Genomic DNA, 20,283 nt, shown 5'->3' with positions numbered 1-20,283 from the left:
CTAATTAAATGCTGTCAGTGATCGGCTTATTTCAAGCTCCGATTATAGGCTACTGCCGGAAATTTGTCAATAAACCGGCCGAATTTCCACGTTTTCTACAATTTCCCAAAAATATTTTTCCGTTTATTGGTATTGTTTATTGGTACTTTTCCGGATCAAATCCAGGGATCACCTCGCTCCAGTCGGAAATTCCCACAATGGACTTTGCAAACTCCGAATACCGCAGGGATTTCCTTGTATCGATATGTTTAAATACCTGGTAGATATTCTTCGGCATTACGGCGATCACCTTATCCGGCCTGGACATATCCACGGTCCAGAGCCCGAAGGCACAGGAGGTCTCCACCTCCGTGATGGCGTCCACCTGACGGTTTAATATAAAGGCGTCGATATAGGGGTTATTGTCCACCAGATAGTAGGCATAGGCAAAGGCCGCCGCCTGGATATCGTATACCTTTCCCCTGGAAATGCTGTCAGAGGTGAAGCCCTCCTCGGAAAGGATGATATGGCGCACCTGCCCTCCGGCCGTCCGCATATGGGCCTGCTGGAAATAATCCGTCAGAACATGGAGGTTCTTGAAATTGACCACCGGGGACTCGAAGGTCTCGTTTACCATTCCTGTCTGGTCGTCGTCCCAGAATTCCGGCTCCGTCATAGGATACGGATACGGGTGGTAGGCCAGGCCCCATTCAATATTTCCCTCAGCGCTGATCCCGGCGTTGAAAAGGTCGATGAAATCCTTGGCCGCATACTGGAGGTTCGTATTCTGTTTTTTCCACTCATAGTCCGTGGAAAAGAACACGCGGGCATTCTTACTGCGGCTCTTGATGGCCGTATACGCCACACGGAAGTTCTTTTCATAAAGCTTCGTGTAGGACGCCAGATCCATGGGCCCCACGTAGTTCCAGTTTTTATTATTGTTTACCTCATTTCCCACGATCCAGTTGGACACCCGGCCATGCTTATAATCCACACCGGAATACCGCTCTGCCATAAAGGAGAATAAGGCCCTGGTGGTCTCATAGCCCTCCGGCGTGGACACGTTGAAGCCGTAGTAAAAGGCGCTGCTGCTCTTTGCCAGGCCGGCCTCGTGGAGCTCTGGGTGGGCGTCGTTCCAGCCGTTTAAGAGGATGGCCGTGACGATGATCCCTTTATTGGAGAAGGAGCTGATCATCTTATCGTAGCTGGCGATCAGTTCCTCATTGAAATAATAGTCCTTTCCGTTATAGCGGTATTTCAGGTTCCCTCCGATGATGTGGTGGTAGGGGATATTGATGGTGGTGTGCTTTACGCCCAGCTCCATGGCGTCTCCCAGCATATCCAGCTCGATCAGAAGCCCCTTTTTGCTCATGGCCTCCGGATACTCCTCGGTAAAGGAAGCCACGTCGCCGGGATTGGTCACATAAATGGGAGCGCTGATGGCCTGGTAGGTATCCCCGATCTTAAGGGCCACCACAAACCGGGAATACAGCCTAGGATCTGAGTCTCCGCCGGAAAAAGGAAGGCTGAATTTCAGCTTTTCCGTTTTATCGCACCAGGCCGCATAGTCCGTCCGGGATCCGATCCCTGTTTCATAGGGCTGCAGCTCAAACAGATAATAATAGCCGTCGTCGGGAACCTCCGTCTCCGGAGGCACCACGGTCCCGTCCTCTAAGGTCTCTGGGACCGTCTCCTGGGGCACGTCTTTTTCAGCCGTTCCGGTGATCACCACCGTATTCCGGTTCTCCACTGTACACGTCTTTAAGGACGCGCTGTCATATGCAAAGCTGGCAAAGCAGCCCATAGCCGCCGTCAAAAGGAGCGTGAGGAGCCCTGCTGCGCCGCCTTTGATCAGATTTTTCTTTTTCATGTCGCATTTCCTTCCTGTCTTTATGCTGCTGATTATCCCCTCCGGGGGAATGAAGCGCCTGGATCTCTGCGATAAACGCAGAAACCAGATGCGCAATGGTATAATGTCTATGATATTATACCATTGCCTCATTACGTTATGATTATGATATATTTACGTTTCTCTTACGACTTTATGGCAGATTTACGGCTGCCGCCAGAAGTCCCGCCAGATTGGCAGCCATGTGGACCACCACCGGCGCTTTCACCGTCTGGGTCCTTTCCATGGCCCAGACCAGCGCCAGTCCCATGAAAAATCCATAGATCCCCTGGGTGAGAGTCCCATGGTACAGGCCGAATACCAGGGCAGAAACCACTGCCGCCGCCTTCACAGACATCAGCTCCTTCAGCCGCTGGAATAAGATCCCCCGGAAAAAGATCTCCTCCAGAAACGGAGAAGCCGCCAGGAGCACCGTAAGCTCCAGCCACAGCGGACCCGACAGCAGGTTTTCCTCCACCATGGACATATCCGCCTGGAGACCGGCCCGCGAAAGGACCTGGACTACCAGGGTCCCCAGAAGAGAAAGGCCAAAGCCCGCTGCCGCCCAAAGGGCAGCCTCCTTCCATCCCCAGCGTTCCTTTCCTCTGAACACCGCGTCCTCCCTGTAAAAATGGATCAGCACCGGGGAAGCCGCCACAGCCCTGAAAAGTGTGTCCCAGAGGATCACATCCTCTCCAAAAATTGTGGTCTGCCCCAGGGGAAGCTCGATCAGGCAGGCCACAGCCAGCAGCCAGAACACCGGCACAAGAAGTCTCCGAATCCGTATCTTCATATATTCTCATCCTTTCTGCCCGCTTATCTTACCACATTTTTCCGTCCGTTTCCACTGGTTTCCCGGCATTTCCCAGCACTCCCCGTCATATGCTCCTAGAAAGATCTGTATAGGATGGAGATACTTTCATGAATTTCAAAAAAATGATCTCTGTTCTCCTTTTATTCTGCTTCTCCTTTGGAGCCGGATCCCTGGCCGCTTCTGTAAAAGAACAAAGGTGCGGGCCGGCCGCCCCTGCGGCTGCCAATGCCGACGGGAACTGGGGCCTGAGCTTCCAGGCTGAAGGCAAGCCGCCGACAGCCAATGCCACCGCCGACGAGCTTATGCAGTACAACGCCTCCTATGCCCAGATGACCGATGAAAAGGTCCTCTATCTCACCTTTGACGCCGGTTATGAAAACGGCAATACTCCGGCGATCCTGGACGCCCTGAAAAAGCACCGGGTCCCGGCAGCCTTTTTTGTGGTGGGAAACTACCTGGAGACCAGCCCGGACCTGGTGAAGCGCATGATCTCCGAAGGCCACATCGTAGCCAACCACACCTATCACCACCCGGACATGTCAAAGATTGCTTCAAAGGAAGACTTTCAGAAGGAGCTCACCAGCCTGGAGGAAAAATTCCAGGAGATCACCGGCCAGGCCATGCCAAAATACTACCGGCCGCCCCAGGGAAAATACAGCGTGGAAAACCTTCAGATGGCAAAGGACCTGGGCTACCACACCTTCTTCTGGAGCCTGGCCTACGTGGACTGGTACCAGGATAGGCAGCCTTCAAAAGAAGAGGCATTTAAAAAGCTCCTGGGCCGTATCCACCCAGGAGCCATTGTCCTTCTCCACAGTACCTCCTCCACCAACGCCGCCATCCTTGACGAGCTTCTGACCAGCTGGGAGGAAATGGGCTATACCTTCCGTTCCATCGATGCCCTGGCCGCCCCTTAATCCGGCTCCACGATCCGGTAGCCCACGCCCACCTCCGTGAAAATATACTGGGGCTCCGCAGGATTTTTTTCGATCTTCCGGCGGATATTGGCCATGTTGACCCGAAGGATCCGGTTGTCGTTTTTCATGTTGGGCCCCCAGATCTCCTTGATGATGGAATCATAGGTCATCACCTTCCCGGCATATTTCCCCAGAAGGCTGACGATCTTATACTCGTTCTGGGTCAGTCCCGCATCGGTCCCGTCCACAAATACCCGGTGCTTATCATAGTCGATGGTGAGTCCGCCGGATACAAAGGTGCCCGTGGGCGCGCCGCCCTGGTTTAAAAAGGCCGCCCGGGAATGGCGGATGGCCGTGCGGATGCGGGCCAGAAGCTCCGACGTTCCGAAGGGCTTGGTGATATAATCGTCAGCTCCCAGATCCAGGGCCTCCACCTTGTCCTTCTCATGGGTCCTGGCGGAAACCACGATCACCGGCATGGAGGACCACTCCCGGACGCTCCGCAGGATGTTCATACCGTCCATATCCGGCAGTCCCAGGTCCAGGATCACCAGATCCGGGCACTGGGATGTGATCAGGCTGTACGCCTCCGAGCCGGTGGACGCCATGATCACGTCATAACGGTTGGATTCCAGAACGGTCTTAAAAAAGCTGCTGATCCTCTTGTCGTCTTCTACCACTAAAATCCTGTCTTTTATCTCCACTGATCTGTACCTCTTTCCATGGGAAGCCAGAAGCTCAGCCTGGCTCCTCCTTCTTTCCTGTTTTCTGCCTTCATATCTCCCTGGTGGGCCCGGATGATGCTCATGCACACCGAAAGACCGATGCCCATATTCCGTCTGGAATCGCAGCTCTCCTCATCTCCCTGGCGGAAGGTGCCCTCAAACAGCTTCGGAAGGGCCGATGGACGGATCCCTGCCCCGTCGTCATCCACATAAAAGACCACCCGGTCCTTCTCTTCTTCTGCGGAGACCTCCACTTTTGAGGTATGTTTTCCATGGAGGACGGAATTCTCCATCAGGTTCACCAGCACCTGCTCGATGAGGATGCCGTCCATGGGCACCAGCAGGGGATCCTCCGGGAGCCGGACGGCCACCTCCACATCCGGATAACGCTTCCGGAATTTCAGCACCGCGCTGCCCACGATCTCCTCCACCATCTCCTCCTGCTTATCGATGCTGGCGCTGCCGCCGTTATCGCCGATCCGGGTGATGGAAAGGAGGTTTTCCACGATCTGGATGAGCCACTGGGACTCCTCCCGGATGTCCTTTAAAAAGTCCATCCGCTTTTCGTCAGACAGCTCCCCGTAATTTTCCAGGACCACAGACGCGGCCCCCATAATGGAGGTCAGGGGCGTCCGTATGTCGTGGGATACGGCCCTTAAAAGGTTCCCCCGCATCTTTTCCTTTTCTGCCTCCAGACGGATCTGCTCCTGCTTTTTGATCTGGGTCGTCAGAGCACTGACGCTGCACGCCACAGCCAGCATGGCAATGAATGTCACCGGGTATCCGGTTATGGTAAAATCAATGGCAAAATACGGATAGGTGAACACATAATTGACGCCCACCACCGCGATCATGGACGCCACGATCCCATAAATATATCCGTCTGTGAACCTGGAAATAAAAAGCACCGCCAGGACGAACAGAAGGGGCACATGGGTGTCGGATTCCGCCGCCTCCTGGATCAGAAAGCAGAAGCCGGTGGCCGCCCCCAGGATCCCCGCCGTGATCAGGCTGTTTTTTATAACTGTATGCTGTTTCATGAAACGCTCCATTTCTATTTTTACAAGTATACCATATGCCATCGTATTTTTATGTTAAGATTCCGTTAAATTTTTTAGAAAGAAAAAAGTCCGGCCTTTTGGCAGGCCAGACTCTTTTCACAAGGAGTTTTCACATTTATTTTAACGATAGATGGAATAGCCGAATTTTACCTTCCGGTAGATCTTCCACACGATCATCACCGGAATGCAGGCCGTGATCGCCAGGGTCGGGACTCCTCCCACCAGCCCGATTAAGATCATCATGATCACACTGATCGCACTTGCCATATCTCATACCTCTTTTCCTTAAGCTGACAGCATCATAACACAGCTTTTTCCCGGAATCCATAGAGAAGGGCGCATCTTAACCGGCACTTAATTTTGAATTTTATTTTTTTAACAAATTTTTTGCACAATTCCTCTTGTATAAAAAAACATACTTTTTCCGTTTTCCTTGAACGCCCTCTGCCCCGATGCTATAATTATAAGCAATACAGCCGGTCTTCGCCGTCCGGCATCTGCCCTGCATAAAGATACAAAGGAGAAGATCCCCATGAACCATCGTCCCTCTGTCCCCGCCTCCAACAGCCGCATCATCAACGGCACTGCCCTGGGCTTTTCCATCCTCTTTCTTCTGGCTTCCCTGGCCACCGCCTGCTTCGTGGGCGAATGGGGCCACGTCTTCCTGGACTGGCGCAGGATCATGATTTCTCCCTGCCCCCTGGTCACTGACTATCTGGCCATCGGAGGGCTGTCCAGCGCCTTTCTCAATGCCGGAGCCTGCGGCCTGGCCTGTTTTTTCTTTATGGTGCTGTTAAAATTCCCACGCCAATACCCTGGCAGGCTACTTTCTTGTGGTGGCCCACTGTTTTTACGGTCTGAACTTTTTAAACATGTGGCCGTGCTTTCTGGCTCCCTTTCTTTATATGAAGCGGAAGGGGCTGGATTTCAAGGAGAACCTCCACATCTGTATGTTCGCCACCTCCTTTGCCCCCTTTATCAGTGAATTCCTGTTCCGCTACACCCTGGGAGACGATTTTGTATACGGACAGGTCCGGCTGACGGTCTCCGGAGTGGTCCTGGCCATCCTGTTTTCCATTCTGCTGGCCTTCGTGCTCCCGGCCATCCTTCCCGGAGCCAGGGCGTGGCACAAGGGCTATAACCTTTACAACGGCGGCCTTGCCTTTGGGATCTTCGGCTTTTTTGTATTTAATTTCATGTACCGGACCATGGGAATCGAGCCTCCCCAGGCTCTGACGGCGGACAACGTCATTTACGACTACTTTAACCGGTCTTACCGGAGCTTTGCCACCCTTTTTTTCCTGGCGGCATTTTCTCTCTGCACCATAGCCGGATATATCCTCAACGGAAGGAGCTTTAAGGGCTTCCGCCATCTGGTGACGGACACGGGCTACTCCAGCAACTTTGCTGAAAAATACGGCATGCCCCTTTGTCTCATCAACATCGGCTGCTATGGCTTCCTGTTCCTTCTTTACATCCACCTGATCACCCACTTTACCGAGGGGGCCGGCTTCACTGGCCCCACCATCGGCGTCACCGTGGCAGCCCTGACCTTTTCTGCCATGGGACAGCATCCCAGGAACGTCTGGCCCATTCTGGCAGGATATCTGCTCCTGTATCTGGTGACCCTGGTGCTCTGCCGCATGGACGGCCGGGAGATCGCCTGGACCATCTCCACCCAGGGCTACATAAACGGCGTGGCCTTCGCCACCGGCCTCTGCCCCATCGTAGGACGCTATGGGATCCGTGCCGGACTGGCCGCCGGCTTCATGTGCGCCTCCATGTGTACGGCCACCAGTGCTCTCCACGGCGGTCTGGTGCTTTATAACGGCGGCTTCACCGCCGGGACCACGGCTCTGATCCTCCTGCCGATCCTGGAACACTACATCCCCTCCGCCAGAGAACGTCTCAAAGACCAGACCATCCGCATGAATGATCTGATCATCGTGGAGCTGCCGGGAAAAGAAAAGAGGAGAAGAAAAAATAAAAAAAACGGCCCTCTGACGAAGACCGGCATCTCCCGGGATCCCTCCTAAGGCTCAGCGGAGCTCAATATCCGTGACCCGGAGGATCCCATTTTCTACCATGAATTTAATTTCATATCCTGCAAATTCCATGCCATATACCCGCTCCGGGTCGTCCTGGTAGGACGGCCTGGGATCGTGGGCCAGCACGGCCTTCAGGCTTTCTCTCTTTTTCTCCTGGATCCTTTCAAGCAGCATTTCCGGAATCTCCACAGAAAGACCGTATTTCCGGGTCTGGTCCGTAAAGCCCCCCAGGGCATCCGGGTGGCTGTCTGCAAAGGCCAGATACGGCTTGATATCGTAAATGGGCGTCCCGTCCATAAGGTCTGCGCCGGAAACATGGAGCACCGGCCCCCGGTCCGTGTGAAGCTCCACGGAATCCAGCTGCACGGAGGAAAGCCCCACCGGATTGGGCCGGAAGGGAGACCGGGTGGCAAAAACGCCCATCCGCGTATTTCCTCCCAGCCTGGGGGGCCGCACCGTCGGGGACCATTCCTTCCGGACAGCCCCGGAAAATTCCCAGATGAGCCACAGGTGGGAAAACTCCTCAATGCCCCTTAGGGCATCCGGATTCCTGTACTCCGGCTCAAAAACGATCTCCGCCTTCAGATCCGGGATCAAGCCGCTCTGGCGCGGGATCCCGAACTTGGTGGGAAAATCCGTATGGATCCGCGCGATCACCTGGAAATACCGGCCATCCATCAGCCCTTTCCTCCCTCTGCCAGCTTCCGGGCAATGGCATCGCCCACCTGGGACGTGGAAGCCGTACCGCCCAGATCCGGCGTCAGGATCCTTCCGTCCTCTAAAACTGCCTCCAGCGCCTCCAGGACCCGTGTTCCCCAGTCCTCATGGCCAAAGAAATCCAGCATCTGGGAGGCGGCCCACACAGAGGCCATGGGGTTGGCGATCCCACGGCCCGCAATATCCGGGGCCGAGCCATGGATGGGCTCAAACATAGACGGATACTTCCGTTCCGGATTCAGGTTGGCTCCCGCTGCCAGTCCCATCCCCCCGGCGATGGCTGCCCCCAGGTCTGTCAGGATGTCTCCAAACAAATTGCTGGTGACCACCACCTGGAATCTGGATGGATCCTTTACCATAAACATACTGGCTGCATCCACCAGATAGGAGTGGGTCTCCACATCCGGATACTCCGCGGACAGTTCCTGAAAGATCTGGTCCCAGAATACCATGGAATAGTTTAAGGCATTGGCCTTGCTGATGCTGGTCAGGCTCCGTTTTTCCTTCCTGGCCGTCTCAAAGGCATAGCGGATGATCCGCTCGCAGCCGGTCCGGGAGAACACGCCGTCCTGGATCACCACCTCATTGGGCTTTCCCTTAAACAGCCAGCTTCCGCTGCCCGCATACTCTCCCTCGCTGTTTTCCCGGATAAAGGTCATATGGATATCCTCCCGGGCCGCATCCTTTAAGGGGCAGGGAGCTCCTCTAAGGAGCTTTACCGGCCGCAGGTTCACATACTGGTCAAAGCTTTTCCGGATCTTCAAAAGAAGATCCCACAGGGAAATATGGTCCGGCACCCGGGGATCGCCCACCGCGCCCAGATAAATGGCGTCAAAGCCCTCCAGGATCCGGATCCCATCCCCGGGCATCATCTGCCCATGCTCCAGATAGTACCCGCAGCCCCAGGGAAACCAGGTATCCTCAAAGGAAAAGGCTCCGGAACACTCCGCTGCCTGCTTCAGCACCTTCATTCCCTCTTTTAAAACCTCCGGCCCTACGCCGTCACCGGGGATCACAGCGATCTTATAGGTCTTCATCTTACCTGTCCTCCTTTATATGCTCCAGGGACCAGACGCGGCTGTTGATGACCTCCACCGCTGATCCACAGTATTCACAAAATTTCGCTCCCAGATTTTTAATGGGCGCGCCGCAGTTGGGGCAGCTTACTCCCACAGCTCCCCCCGCAGCCTGTCCGTACCGCTCCGGATCCTGAATATAGATCCATTCCATATCATACCGGGTCTGGATCCGGTCCGGCATTACTTCCTTTTCTCCGTTCCTGGTCCTTCCATAAACGTACTCCACAGCGGACTGGAAGGTCACCGCACAGCAGCCGGGACGCTTTTCATACCGGGAAATGGCTGTCTGGTGGATCTTCACGTTCCGGAACTGCTCCCGGATCCCCTGGCGGTCCTGGTCATCGATCCGCAGACGCGCCTGGTTCCTCAGGCTTTCAGAGATCCCGGCCAGAGAAGAAAGCTCCTGTGTCTCCAGAGCAGACAGGAACGCGTTCAGGCTGTTTTCTGATTTTTTCCGAAATTCCTCCAGGGAAAATTCCGGAAAATCCTTTGCGATCTGGGGCAGGTATATGCTTGTCATGGAGGATACGGACCTGGGCGTTTCCGCGATCCGCTCCTCCTGCTGTTCCAGGCCCTCCAGAAGGGAATCGGTCCCGAACATGGATCTGGAGACCTGCCTCAGCTTTCTCTGGATGATCCAGACGCTGACGGCTCCCGCTGCTGCTAACGTTCCTAAAAAGATCAGAAGAAAGATCCATGCCTTATCCATTGCTTTTCTCCCCCAGCCATAGCTTTAAAGCTTCCAGAGCCTTTTTCGCGTCCCTCCGGCCCAGCTTATACGCTTCCACGATCTCCTCCCGGTCATGGGACATACGGCCGATCTTTAATGCCTCTGACGGCCGGATCACAAAGACCTCCCCGGCCCGCTCCATTTCCCCGATCTCCCGCACAGTACGGTTATACGTTTCCGGCCTGGACTCCAGGGCCTTCACAAAGGCCGGATATCTCCGGTAGAAGACCCGGGCCAGCCCCCGCCGCTCCGGCTTTTTCACATAGCCCTCCGGCCGGGTCAGGACTACCACATTCCTCCCGTAACCCAGCCTCTGGAAGGCCCGTACCGGGATGCTGTCAGAGCAGCCGCCGTCCAGCAGCTTTTTTCCTCCGGCCTCCACGATCCTGGAGGCGTATGGCAGCGAAGCCGACGCCCGCATCAGGTCGATCTGCTTTTTCATGTCCGTGATCCGCAGGTATTCCGGCTTTCCGGTCTCCACATTGGTGCAGGTCACATAAAAAGCCGTATCTGAAGCGTTGAAGGCCTCATAATCGTAGGGATCCAGCCGCTCCGGCAGGTCATGGTAGCAGAACTTTTCATTTACCACGTCCCCGGTGCGGAAAAAATTCTGCCAGCTCATGAACCGCTTGTCCCGGCAGTATTTTTTATAATAGCGGATACTGCGGCCCATCTGGCCGGATACCAGGGAGCAGCCGTGGACCGCTCCTGCGGAAACTCCCATGACCCCGTCAAAGCCGATGCCGTTTTCCATGAACACGTCCAGCACCCCGGCGGTGTAGATCCCCCGCATGCCGCCCCCCTCCAGCACCAGTCCGGTCCGGCCTTCCTGGGCTCTGGGCGCTTTATAAACTGTTTCTTCCATATAAACGGACTCCTTTTTATTCCTGTCTTTCCACCGGAATAAACACCCGGGACGGCGTTTCGCTTCCATTTTTCTTCCTGGCCTCCGCCGCTGCCTTCACAGCCAGGGCGCAGAGAGCCGCCTGGGAGCCCACCGGCGCTTTTCCCCTGCGGTCGGGCTTTTCAAAGGTCCCGTCGGGCTGCAGCACATGGGCCTTTAAATTATCCTCCAGCTCCAGCTCCATGTAATTCCGGATCCGGTCCTTCAGGGCTTCGCAGACCACAGGGAACAGGATCTCCACCCGCCGGTCCAGGTTTCTGGGCATCCAGTCGGCGCTTCCCATATAGATCTCTTCCGCGCCGTCGTTTTCAAAAATAAAGATCCTGGCGTGCTCCAGGAATTCTCCCACAATGGACCGCACCTCAATGTTCTCTGAAAGTCCCCGGATCCCGGCCTTTAAGCAGCAGATGCCCCGCACCACCAGACGGATCTTTACTCCGGCGCAGGACGCCTCGTAAAGGGCGGCAATGATATCCTTATCGCAGAGGGAGTTCATCTTGGCCGTAATAGAAGCCGGACGGCCCTCTCTGGCATGTCTCGTCTCCCGTCCGATGAGCCGCAGGAACTTATTTCTGAGCCACAGGGGAGCCACCGCCAGCATATTCCAGGTCAGGGGCTCTGAGTAGCCGGACAGCATATTGAACACGGCCGTGGCGTCCTCGCCGATCTCCGGGTGGCACGTCATGATCCCACAGTCCGTATACAGCCTGGCCGTGGAGTCGTTATAGTTTCCTGTACCCAGATGTACGTACCGGCGGATGCCGTCCTCTTCCCGGCGGACCACCAGCGTGATCTTGGAATGGGTCTTTAAGCCCACAAGGCCATAGATCACATGGCAGCCGGCCTTTTCCAGCTTCTTGGCCCAGAGGATGTTATTTTCCTCGTCAAACCTGGCCTTCAGCTCCACCAGCACGGAAACCTGTTTCCCGTTTTCCGCCGCCGCAGCCAGAGCCGCGATGATGGGGGAATTTCCGCTGACCCGGTAAAGGGTCTGCTTGATGGCCAGCACATCTGGATCCTTTGCCGCCGTCCGGACGAAATCCACCACCGGATCGAAGCTTTCATAGGGATGCATCAGCAGGATATCTCCCTTCCGGATATTGGTGAAGATATCGTCGTCATTCATCAGCGCCGGTACTGGCTGGGGCGTGTATCCCGGCGTCTTTAAATGGTCAAAGCCCTCCATCCCGTACATTTTCATAAGGAAAGTCAGGTCCAGGGCGCCGGGGATCTGGAAAATATCCTCCTCGTTGACCATCAGCTCCTTTTTTAATACCTTAAGGAGCCGTTTATCCGGCTTTTCCTGGATCTCCAGGCGGATCACCTCGCCCCACTGCCTCTTTTTTAACTGCTTTTCGATCTCCTCCAGAAGATCCACCGCTTCCTCCTCGTCCAGGGAGAAGTCGGCGTTCCGCATGATCCGGAAGGGATGGGAGGTGATGATATCATAATTTAAAAAGAGCTGCTTCATGTTCCGCTCGATGACCTCCTCCAGGAGGATCACATGGCGGAGGCGGCTTCCATCCGGTCTCTCTGTTTCCGGAAGGACGACGATCCTGGGAAGCACCGACGGCACCTGGACCATGGCGAACTCCAGCTCCCTGTCTCCTTCCTTTTTCCGTAAAAGCGCCGCGATGTTTAAAGATTTATTGCGGACCAGGGGAAAGGGACGGGAGGAATCCACAGCCATGGGCGTTAAGACCGGATATACCTCTTCCTTAAAATACCGGTCCACAAATTCTCCCTGCTCCTTCGTCAGATCCTCGTGCTGTCCGATCACCTCCAGCCCCGCCTGCTTTAAAGCCGGGAGCAGGGCCCGGTTGTAGGTGCTGTACTGCTGCCCCACCAGCTCATGGGTCCTGGCGCTGATCTTTTCCAGCTGCTCCACCGGCGTCATGCCCGCGATGTCCGGCTTTGTATAGCCTGCATGGACCATGTCCTTTAAGGACGCCACCCGGACCATGAAAAACTCATCCAGGTTGGAGGCCGTGATGCTTAAAAATTTCAGACGGTCAAACAGGGGCGTCGTCTTATCCCTGGCCTCTCCCAGGACGCGGTGGTCGAACTCCAGCCAGCTCAGCTCTCTATTTACGTAATTGGACGGATCTGTAAAACAGGTCTCTTTTGCTGCCATTTTATACTCTCCTTTTCTGCTTCAGCACCGGGCGGATCCCAAAGATCTCTTCAAAGAAAGCCGCCTTCTGTTCAAAGGAAACCGCCTCCAGGGTAATATCCCCGGAATATTCCGCAGACACCGTAAGTGTCTTATCCTTCACTGTGATCCTGCAGTCCTTAAGCTTCTGCCCGTGGCTCCTGTCCATGGAATTGGCCAGCCGGAGCATGGCCGTGAGCTTCGCGGTCAGGATCGTGGCGTCGCTCTGGTCGGGAAGAGAGCCGGAGGACAGCTCCGGACCGGCCTCCATGCGGACCATGTTATAGTCGAAATCCCGGATGTTGTAGCGGACCACATTGGCAACGATCTCCCGTTCCAGGTGGGAGAGGCCGATGATCTCCGTGGACATGATGATATTATATGCACATTCATTGGCATTCCTGACACTGATGAATTTTCCGCAGGAGTGGATGATCACGGCGATCTGCAGGAGCAGCCGCTCTCTGCTTCCCATTTTATGATAGCGCTTCATGGCGTCGAAGATCTGGAGCACATAGGACTCCACCAGGTCTGAATGGCTGCCCTGGCACCGGTAGCGCCTGGCCATGTCCCGGGATGCGCTTATGATGTCGTTGTCGAAATTATGCTTCAGCTGGATCAGCTTCTTATCCAGGGCATATTCGGCTGCGATCCCGTCGCAGAGCCCGGTCCCCGGGATCCAGATGGCCTCGGCCCCGGTCATTTCCAGGAACTTTTTATAAATGACAGTGCTGGGAAGAAGCAGGGGCGCATACTCTGCGCTGACGCCGAACTGCTCCTCCACCGCTTCTGGATCCATCCCGGACAATCTTTCATAAAGGCGGTCGAACTGCTCCCTGGTGACCCACTGGAGCGGTTTTCCCCCGTCCTCGTACCGGAACAGGTACATGATATTCTCTCCAGTTCCGATGACATGCTTGATCCGACGCTCCTCCAGGTACATCTTCTGGTAGTTGGAGAGCTCGCTTTCCACCATTTCCCCGATGATCCGCCGGGTCCCCTCTGCGGTGGAGCTTACGTTCTTTAAAAGCTCTCCGATCCTTAGGACACCCAGGGGAAGGTTTTCTGTGGATACCAGGAGCTTTTCGTCAAACAGGGAGATCTGCATGCTTCCAAACCCCACGTCCAGGATGGCCGTTCCCTTGCGGATATTCCGGTCAAACTCATCGTCTGCCACAGCCAGGGCCTTATAGGTCAGAAGTCTCTGCTCTGAGTTGCTGATGATCTGGACCGTAAGCCCGGTGCGGACCCGGATCTGCTCCAGAACGATCCGGCTGTTCTTCGCCTCCCGCATGGCGCTGGTGGCATAGGCCCGGTATTCAGTGATCCGGTAGCCCTTCATGATCCTGGAAAAGTCCTCCAGCACCCGGCACAGCTCCTCCACCATTTCGTAGCTGATTTTCCTGTCATTATATGTATCGCTTCCCAGGGAGATCACATGACGGACGTGATCCACCTGCCGGATCCTGTTTTTCCCGGAGATCTCGTAGATCCCCATCTCCAGCTCAAAGGACCCCACCTCAATGGCTGCAAACATACGGACTGCCATTTTACGCACCCCTCCTAATAATTGCCCAGAATCTTCATGGACGAGGCCTCGGCCTGGATCCCTGCCAGGGCGTTATGCACCGGAGCATGGCTCAGATTCCCTTCGATATCCACAAAAAACCGGTATTCAAAGGGCTTGTCGGGGATGGGCCTGGACTCGATCATACGCATGTTGACTCCGTTGAAGATAAAATTTCCAAGGATCTTATACAGGGAACCGCTGACATGGGGGACTTCAAAGGTGACGGTCACCTTAGACGCCTTTTTCTCATAGACCGGCTCTCTGGAAAGTACCAGGAACCGGGTGGTATTTCCCCTCTCATTGCTGATGGAGGTCTTAAGCTCCGCAAGGCCGTAAAGCTCTCCGGCGGTACGGCTGGCCACGGCCGCCTGGGTCTTATCCCCTTCCTCCATGACCTTTTTTGCGGCAGCCGCCGTATTTAACACGCTTACCTGGTTCCAGTCCCCGTGGCTGTCCAGATACTCTGAGCACTGCATCAGCGCCTGGTTATGGGAATACACCGTCTTCACATCTGAGACTGACGCTCCGGGGACCCCTAAGAGCACATGGTCCACAGGCACATAGATCTCTCCCACGATATAATTGTCATATCTGGATAACAGGTCATAGTTGGTGATAACGAAGCCGGCGGTGGAGTTTTCAATGGGAAGCACTGCATAATCCGCCTGCCCCCTCTCCAGCTCCCTGATCGTGTCCTCGAATTTTTCCACATGGTAGGCGTCTGCATCCTCCCCGAAATACATGCGGACGGCCGCGTGGCTGTACGCGCCCTCCACGCCCTGGAACACCACCCGGACGTCCCTTTTCCGGATCTCCTCCACCTCTGTAAAGCCCAGGGGCGGTGTTTTTTTCCTGGCGCACAGAAGGCTGTACTGGTATCTGCGGCTCATGGTCATGAGCTGTGTGAACAGCTCCTCCACCGCCTCCTTATTCTGGTCTCCCGCTGCCATCTCCCGGACTGCGGCAAGCTTCTGCTTTTCCCGCTCTCCGTCGTAAACGGCCTTTCCTGTCTCGATCTTATACTCTGCCACCTGGCCGCAGACGGCCATGCGTTCCTCAAACAGCCGGACGATCTCCCGGTCGATCCCGTCCAGCTTTTCTCTGCATTCCTTCAGATCAGGCGTTTTCATTCTGTATCTCCCCCAGCATTTTTACGATTTTCTCTCTTGTGTAGGCTCCGGCGTGCTTTCTCTGGTCCGGCTCCAGCTCCTTTATATAAAACGGCTCTCCATAATAAACCGTCACATGGGACGGACGGATAAACGGAAAATGGCTTTCAAAGGCCTCTGCCGTTCCCACCATGGCCACAGGAACCACCGGACAGCCGGATTTTTCCGCGATCTTAAGACTCCCCTCTTTAAATACCAGAAGCTCCTTCAGATCCTTATTCCGGTTTCTGGTACCCTCGGGAAAGATCCAGACGGAGATCCCGTTTTTTACCTTTTCGATCCCCTCCAGGATCGTTTTTAGACCGGCCTTGATATCCTTTCTGTCCAGGAACAGGCAGTTGACGTTCTTCATCCAGCTCCTTAAAAGGGGGATCCTCTCCATCTCCTTTTTCGCCACAAAACCCACGAAGCCCGGTACTGTGGTGTAGCCCACCAGGATGTCAAAATAGCTCCTGTGGTTTCCCACAAAAAGCACCGCCCTGTCTCTGGGTATATTCTCCGCCCCTTTGACGGTGACAGTGATCCCCGCCAGCTTCAGGATCAGGGAAAACATATACTGGACGATCTTAAGGCTCTCCACGTCCCTGGCATGGGGATCCTTTTTTCCAAGAGAATTCTGGGCCGCCAGAAGCGGATATCCCAGGGTCAGAAAACCGATCAGCGTCACAGCCACTAAAATAAGTCGAATCATAATCCTCACCTTTTTCGTATTTTTGACGGTTTCCAGGCGGCCGCTTTTGTCCTGTCCCGGCGGCCCCGGCGTCATCTTCCTATTATATAAAACTATCCTGCCGATTGCAAGAAAATCCCCGGGATTTCCCGCCGTTTTACATCTTCTTTACGCAGGATTTACCGGGGATTTATAAAGCGGTTCTTCTGGAAAAGGTCTGGGCATGACGGGTTTTCAAAAACGACTTGACCGAATCACGCTACCTCCCTAGTAAGCAACTAATAAACTGAGTATCCTCAAGCTCCTTTGCCTATAACCTAGCAGAAGCAATCCGAGAAAATAGCCTAATTTCCCGATATTCAATAAATATAAGCATCTTTTTTATTTAACACCTGCAAGCTTTCATCTGTTAGCAATGTATGCCACCAGGAGTGCTAAAAAAGCCATGCAATAGTTCTATCACAATCCTTTTATTTATTACCCCCCCCTCCAGTCTAACAAACCACTATAAAAGAACTTACAAGTTTTATCTAACTATACGTATTTTAAACCTTATATTATGAAAATTCACTCAATTTATTGCTATGTCTCCTCGCATTTAACAACTTATGGCCTTTCTACTGATAGAACTGCTCTGCATACACTTCGGTCACTTTTTCTAATAATTTAGAGTTCTTATATGCGGAGGCTGTTAATCGTATACGATAACTGTAATCTTTCTCAACCATATATTCCTTCGTATACATAATTTCGGGCGAATTCCTGGTTTCTGTCCAAGTCTTAATTGTTTTCCATCCTCCTTTGTACTGCTGTAGTTCACATTTCAAAGTCATTTTATCCACGTCGTTAACATCAGCATCACTCATAACATCAACATAGACAACGTTATTATCCTCAAAATCTAAATTTCCTCCCATAGTCATCAGATAATCCCATCTAAGAGCAGCAAAAGCTGGAACTGTCCAAACCGTTAATACTATCATTACCAAAATAACAAAAAGTACTTTTTTTTCACGCTTCATAGTAATCTCCATTCTTCCGCCTTTCAGTTGGCAGAACAAATAGTAATGAAAATGTTTCACACCTTCAAATTTTCGTGTTACAATAGACTTAATCATTAAGGCATCCCGGCATCAGTATCAAGTACACCCACCCTTTTGTTTATTGATGTGCAGGTACGCCTCTCTGCTTGGGTGGGAATGCTCTTAAATCGGTTCACTGTGTGAGCCTGTTTTTGTGTCCATTCCACGATTTTGGATTAATTTACTTTCTTTCACAGTATACCTCCTCGTATAATAAGTTTGTAAGCAAGAAAACAGCTTACAGACTTATTCTTTTTTGTGTATAAATGGTAAGGGCATCTAAGAGGAATTCCCCTCATCCCAATTCCCATCTATACAGTTGATAAGTTACATTTCAATATAGGTAGATTCTGTGGTATGATATCAAGTAAAGTCTGATGTCCGAAGGCACTGCTGTCCCTCCTCGTACATGTTTATTTTATATTTAAACGAACACAATGTACCTAATATAACAAAATTTTAAATTTTTATACTCTCTACAATCTTTATGGCCTCATCCATTGAAACCGTTCCATTCAAATAAATTCTACTAGTGCCAATATTGATATTGATTTTCACTTCATTTCCCTTTTGTACAATAACTGCCGGATAACCATTAATCTCAGTTTCACTAACTATTCCCTCCTCGCTATCCAAGCTTACTTCCTCGAATTTGTCCCAATAATAAATTCGATACCAGGAGTCCCCTTCTGTCTCTTCATACTTAACCCAGAAATTTTTGCTTGATTTTTCTACCTCAACAACAACAAATCCTCTTGGCACATATGTCGGCTCAAATCTTGCATATTTTTCGGGCAAATTAAGACGATTTTCCTTGTATATTCCAACTAATGTAGACTTTTCTTTGATTTCCATAAAAAAACGCCCCATCGGAATACGAAATGCCTCCACTTGTGTCACCGCCACTGTACTAAAACAAAAGAAAAAGGCAATACCAGCTGCGATTTGATATCTTTTACGTTTATACCAAAATTTTCTTTCAACTCTATCCGCCATTTTAAAAATTTTCTTCATCCTCTTCTCATGTTCTAAAGAAAAAGTATACGGGTATTTTTCCTCTACATCATCTCCATACTTTATCATATCAGGATCTTTCTCCAAACGTTCTTCAAGGGCTAATTCTAGTAAATAATCTCTTTTCTTTTTATAAAAATCACTCTTCATCTCTTCTTTTCCTCCCACTTCTTTGCAAGCTTTTTTTTTGCTCGTAAAAAACGCATATTTACGTTCACTTCACTTATATTCAATATTTCTGCGATATGTTTAGAGGATAAGTGATGTAGAATCTTCAAATTTAAAACATCCAAATAAATGTCATCCAGTTCACTAAGACAAAGAAGTAATTCTTTAAAATTTTCAGTATCAATATATAGCTCTTCCACATTTTGGCAAGTATCTTCTATCTTCGTATCTTCTATCGGCAAAGGAATTCTTTGCAATTTTCGCCAATGATCAATTGCTGTATTTTTTGCAATAGTAATCATCAAGTTTTTACATTTTTTCGTTTTTATCGAGCTTTCATGAATTTCATCCAAAATACGGATTACTTTAATAAGCGACTCCTCCAAAATATCTTCCGCCTCATGTGAATCTTTAATAATATCAACTGCTACAGCATACATAGTTCTGCGATACAGATTATAAATCTGCCTAAATTTTTTCTGCCCACCTTCGCTACCAATCATGTCACAAAAAACTATCATACTTATCCCCTCATCTTTTTGATTTTAATCAGTATACTAGATTTTTCCTACTTAGGCAAAACTATCTTTCATAACTTTTTCTTATTCTAGTATAAATTTACAAAACTAGCCAATATAACAATATGCTATTAATTTAATTGCAATTATAGTCTTATTATAACTTTTATCTACAGCAAACCAGAAGCTGCCATTTTATGATGTTTAATCTCCAAAATGACAGCTTCCATCAACAAACTTAATATTGCTTAGCCACAAAACTCATTAGCTTTACTTAGTTTCTATCAGTTCACGTATCTGCTTTAAGCTATATTCTCCCATATAACCAGAATATTTTTCATTTTCTTCTTTTATTTTCATATCATCTGATAAAAGCGAATTACTTTGAGATAATATATGAGATTTACTAATATCTGATATGCTTCCAAGCAGTTCTCCCATCTCAGCCCCTACCCTCCAGTAATCGTTTTCGTCATCACTAAAAACTCTACATTTAGTCAAAAAAACAACTTCATTCTGTCCGATTTCTATATCTCCGGCATCATTAAAAACCTGTTTGATCAAATCTTCATTGTTATATTTTTTATATCTTTCTTGCATCTCCTTCTGTACAACTTCCGGATAAGAGCCAATATAATCTTGAAGTGATATACTGCCACCCATGCGATATATATTAATATTCTGTCCAACATCTATATCACCGAGCAAACTCTCCTCCACGAAAAAATTTTGTTTCGTCCATATAATTCCATTCTCAACCACAAAATATTCTATTTCTACTGTCTTCCCTTTTACAATTGCCTCTGAATTTTCTGCAATTTCACCTAGGCTTTCATAATAGATTGCGAGCTCTGGGGCGAAAGTTTGAGTCTCTATTACTTCTTGGACATGCTCTCTGCCACATCCGCATAATAAAACGAACACTAAAACCATTATCATTTTCTTCATAACTTTTCATAAGCGTTCTCAATCTTTAGATACGCTTGTCCTCCTCCTAATATATAAGTGTAGGATTTCAGTACCCAACAGCCAGTTGGGTCTTAATCCACTCATTGTTTAAGCTGTATAATGATTAGGC

General features: G+C 51.2%; 20 protein-coding genes and 1 pseudogene. 3 read left to right on the top strand and 18 right to left on the bottom strand.

All coding sequences use genetic code 11. From position 1 onward, the window contains the following. Positions 1-136: 136 nt before the first annotated feature. Together OCV69_RS09545 and OCV69_RS09540 are read right to left on the bottom strand one after the other, a co-directional pair. A complete protein-coding gene (locus tag OCV69_RS09545) occupies positions 137-1,849 on the bottom strand; it encodes a DUF5722 domain-containing protein (protein WP_158358795.1) in 1,713 nt (570 codons plus the stop codon). A gap of 172 nt (positions 1,850-2,021) precedes the next feature. Next, positions 2,022-2,660, bottom strand: a complete 639-nt coding sequence (locus OCV69_RS09540) for a CPBP family intramembrane glutamic endopeptidase (protein ID WP_158358796.1) — start codon at positions 2,658-2,660, stop codon at positions 2,022-2,024. Positions 2,661-2,788: 128 nt separating this feature from the next. On the opposite strand from OCV69_RS09540, the gene pdaA reads away from it, so the two are divergent. After that, complete coding sequence (gene pdaA / locus OCV69_RS09535; protein WP_158358797.1) at positions 2,789-3,598, top strand: delta-lactam-biosynthetic de-N-acetylase; 810 nt, start codon at positions 2,789-2,791, stop codon at positions 3,596-3,598. Here pdaA and OCV69_RS09530 read toward each other — a convergent pair. From OCV69_RS09530 to OCV69_RS09515, 4 genes are all read right to left on the bottom strand, one after another. Next, positions 3,595-4,302, bottom strand: coding sequence for a response regulator (locus OCV69_RS09530; protein WP_158358798.1), 708 nt, complete (start codon positions 4,300-4,302; stop codon positions 3,595-3,597). The two genes, pdaA and OCV69_RS09530, sit on opposite strands and share 4 nt — an antisense overlap. After that, on the bottom strand, positions 4,293-5,363 hold the full coding sequence (locus OCV69_RS09525; protein WP_022273053.1) for a sensor histidine kinase: 1,071 nt from the start codon (positions 5,361-5,363) through the stop codon (positions 4,293-4,295). Before OCV69_RS09525 ends, OCV69_RS09530 begins: the two co-directional genes overlap by 10 nt. A gap of 141 nt (positions 5,364-5,504) precedes the next feature. After that, on the bottom strand, positions 5,505-5,651 hold the full coding sequence (locus OCV69_RS09520) for a hypothetical protein (protein ID WP_022273054.1): 147 nt from the start codon (positions 5,649-5,651) through the stop codon (positions 5,505-5,507). Positions 5,652-5,759: 108 nt separating this feature from the next. Next, positions 5,760-6,068: a hypothetical protein gene (locus OCV69_RS09515; protein WP_262563074.1), complete on the bottom strand. Its 309-nt coding sequence runs from the start codon at positions 6,066-6,068 to the stop codon at positions 5,760-5,762. Between OCV69_RS09515 and OCV69_RS17125 the strand changes: the two are divergent. Together OCV69_RS17125 and OCV69_RS09510 are read left to right on the top strand one after the other, a co-directional pair. Then, positions 6,067-6,126 (top strand): annotated as a pseudogene (locus OCV69_RS17125) (hypothetical protein); the annotation flags it as partial. The gene OCV69_RS09515 and the pseudogene OCV69_RS17125 overlap by 2 nt on opposite strands. A gap of 73 nt (positions 6,127-6,199) precedes the next feature. Beyond that, positions 6,200-7,420 carry a DUF1576 domain-containing protein gene (locus OCV69_RS09510; RefSeq protein WP_262563077.1) on the top strand — a complete coding sequence of 407 codons (1,221 nt, stop codon included), beginning with the start codon at positions 6,200-6,202 and terminating at the stop codon, positions 7,418-7,420. A gap of 3 nt (positions 7,421-7,423) precedes the next feature. On the opposite strand, the gene tsaA is transcribed toward OCV69_RS09510, so the two are convergent. The 12 genes from tsaA to OCV69_RS09450 form a co-directional block, all read right to left on the bottom strand. Beyond that, the gene (tsaA, locus tag OCV69_RS09505; protein WP_022273056.1) at positions 7,424-8,110 is read right to left on the bottom strand and encodes a tRNA (N6-threonylcarbamoyladenosine(37)-N6)-methyltransferase TrmO; all 687 of its coding nucleotides are present in this window, start codon (positions 8,108-8,110) and stop codon (positions 7,424-7,426) included. After that, positions 8,110-9,186, bottom strand: coding sequence for a tartrate dehydrogenase (locus tag OCV69_RS09500; RefSeq protein ID WP_022273057.1), 1,077 nt, complete (start codon positions 9,184-9,186; stop codon positions 8,110-8,112). Before OCV69_RS09500 ends, tsaA begins: the two co-directional genes overlap by 1 nt. A gap of 1 nt (position 9,187) precedes the next feature. Further along, entirely contained in the window at positions 9,188-9,937 is a 750-nt protein-coding gene (locus tag OCV69_RS09495) for a zinc ribbon domain-containing protein (protein WP_158358801.1), read from the bottom strand. After that, a complete protein-coding gene (locus OCV69_RS09490; RefSeq protein ID WP_158358802.1) occupies positions 9,930-10,823 on the bottom strand; it encodes a patatin-like phospholipase family protein in 894 nt (297 codons plus the stop codon). The genes OCV69_RS09495 and OCV69_RS09490 overlap by 8 nt, the downstream gene beginning before the upstream one ends. A gap of 16 nt (positions 10,824-10,839) precedes the next feature. Then, positions 10,840-12,996, bottom strand: a complete 2,157-nt coding sequence (locus tag OCV69_RS09485) for an RNA degradosome polyphosphate kinase (RefSeq protein ID WP_158358803.1) — start codon at positions 12,994-12,996, stop codon at positions 10,840-10,842. Position 12,997: 1 nt separating this feature from the next. After that, the gene (locus OCV69_RS09480; protein WP_158358804.1) at positions 12,998-14,563 is read right to left on the bottom strand and encodes a Ppx/GppA phosphatase family protein; all 1,566 of its coding nucleotides are present in this window, start codon (positions 14,561-14,563) and stop codon (positions 12,998-13,000) included. 14 nt (positions 14,564-14,577) lie between these two features. Next, entirely contained in the window at positions 14,578-15,714 is a 1,137-nt protein-coding gene (locus tag OCV69_RS09475) for a bifunctional chorismate mutase/prephenate dehydratase (protein ID WP_158358805.1), read from the bottom strand. Then, positions 15,701-16,444, bottom strand: a complete 744-nt coding sequence (locus OCV69_RS09470; RefSeq protein ID WP_158358806.1) for a lysophospholipid acyltransferase family protein — start codon at positions 16,442-16,444, stop codon at positions 15,701-15,703. The genes OCV69_RS09475 and OCV69_RS09470 overlap by 14 nt, the downstream gene beginning before the upstream one ends. A 596-nt stretch (positions 16,445-17,040) precedes the next feature. After that, positions 17,041-17,445, bottom strand: a complete 405-nt coding sequence (locus OCV69_RS09465; protein ID WP_158358807.1) for a hypothetical protein — start codon at positions 17,443-17,445, stop codon at positions 17,041-17,043. 519 nt (positions 17,446-17,964) lie between these two features. Next, positions 17,965-18,669, bottom strand: coding sequence for a DUF4367 domain-containing protein (locus OCV69_RS09460; protein WP_158358808.1), 705 nt, complete (start codon positions 18,667-18,669; stop codon positions 17,965-17,967). Further along, on the bottom strand, positions 18,666-19,208 hold the full coding sequence (locus tag OCV69_RS09455) for an RNA polymerase sigma factor (protein WP_158358809.1): 543 nt from the start codon (positions 19,206-19,208) through the stop codon (positions 18,666-18,668). Before OCV69_RS09455 ends, OCV69_RS09460 begins: the two co-directional genes overlap by 4 nt. Positions 19,209-19,475: 267 nt before the next feature. Then, entirely contained in the window at positions 19,476-20,153 is a 678-nt protein-coding gene (locus OCV69_RS09450; protein WP_158358810.1) for a hypothetical protein, read from the bottom strand. Positions 20,154-20,283: the final 130 nt, after the last annotated feature.

The organism is Alitiscatomonas aceti, from assembly GCF_025567195.1.
In the GTDB taxonomy this organism is placed as follows: domain Bacteria; phylum Bacillota; class Clostridia; order Lachnospirales; family Lachnospiraceae; genus Alitiscatomonas; species Alitiscatomonas aceti.
This window is presented reverse-complemented; position numbering and strand designations above follow the sequence as displayed.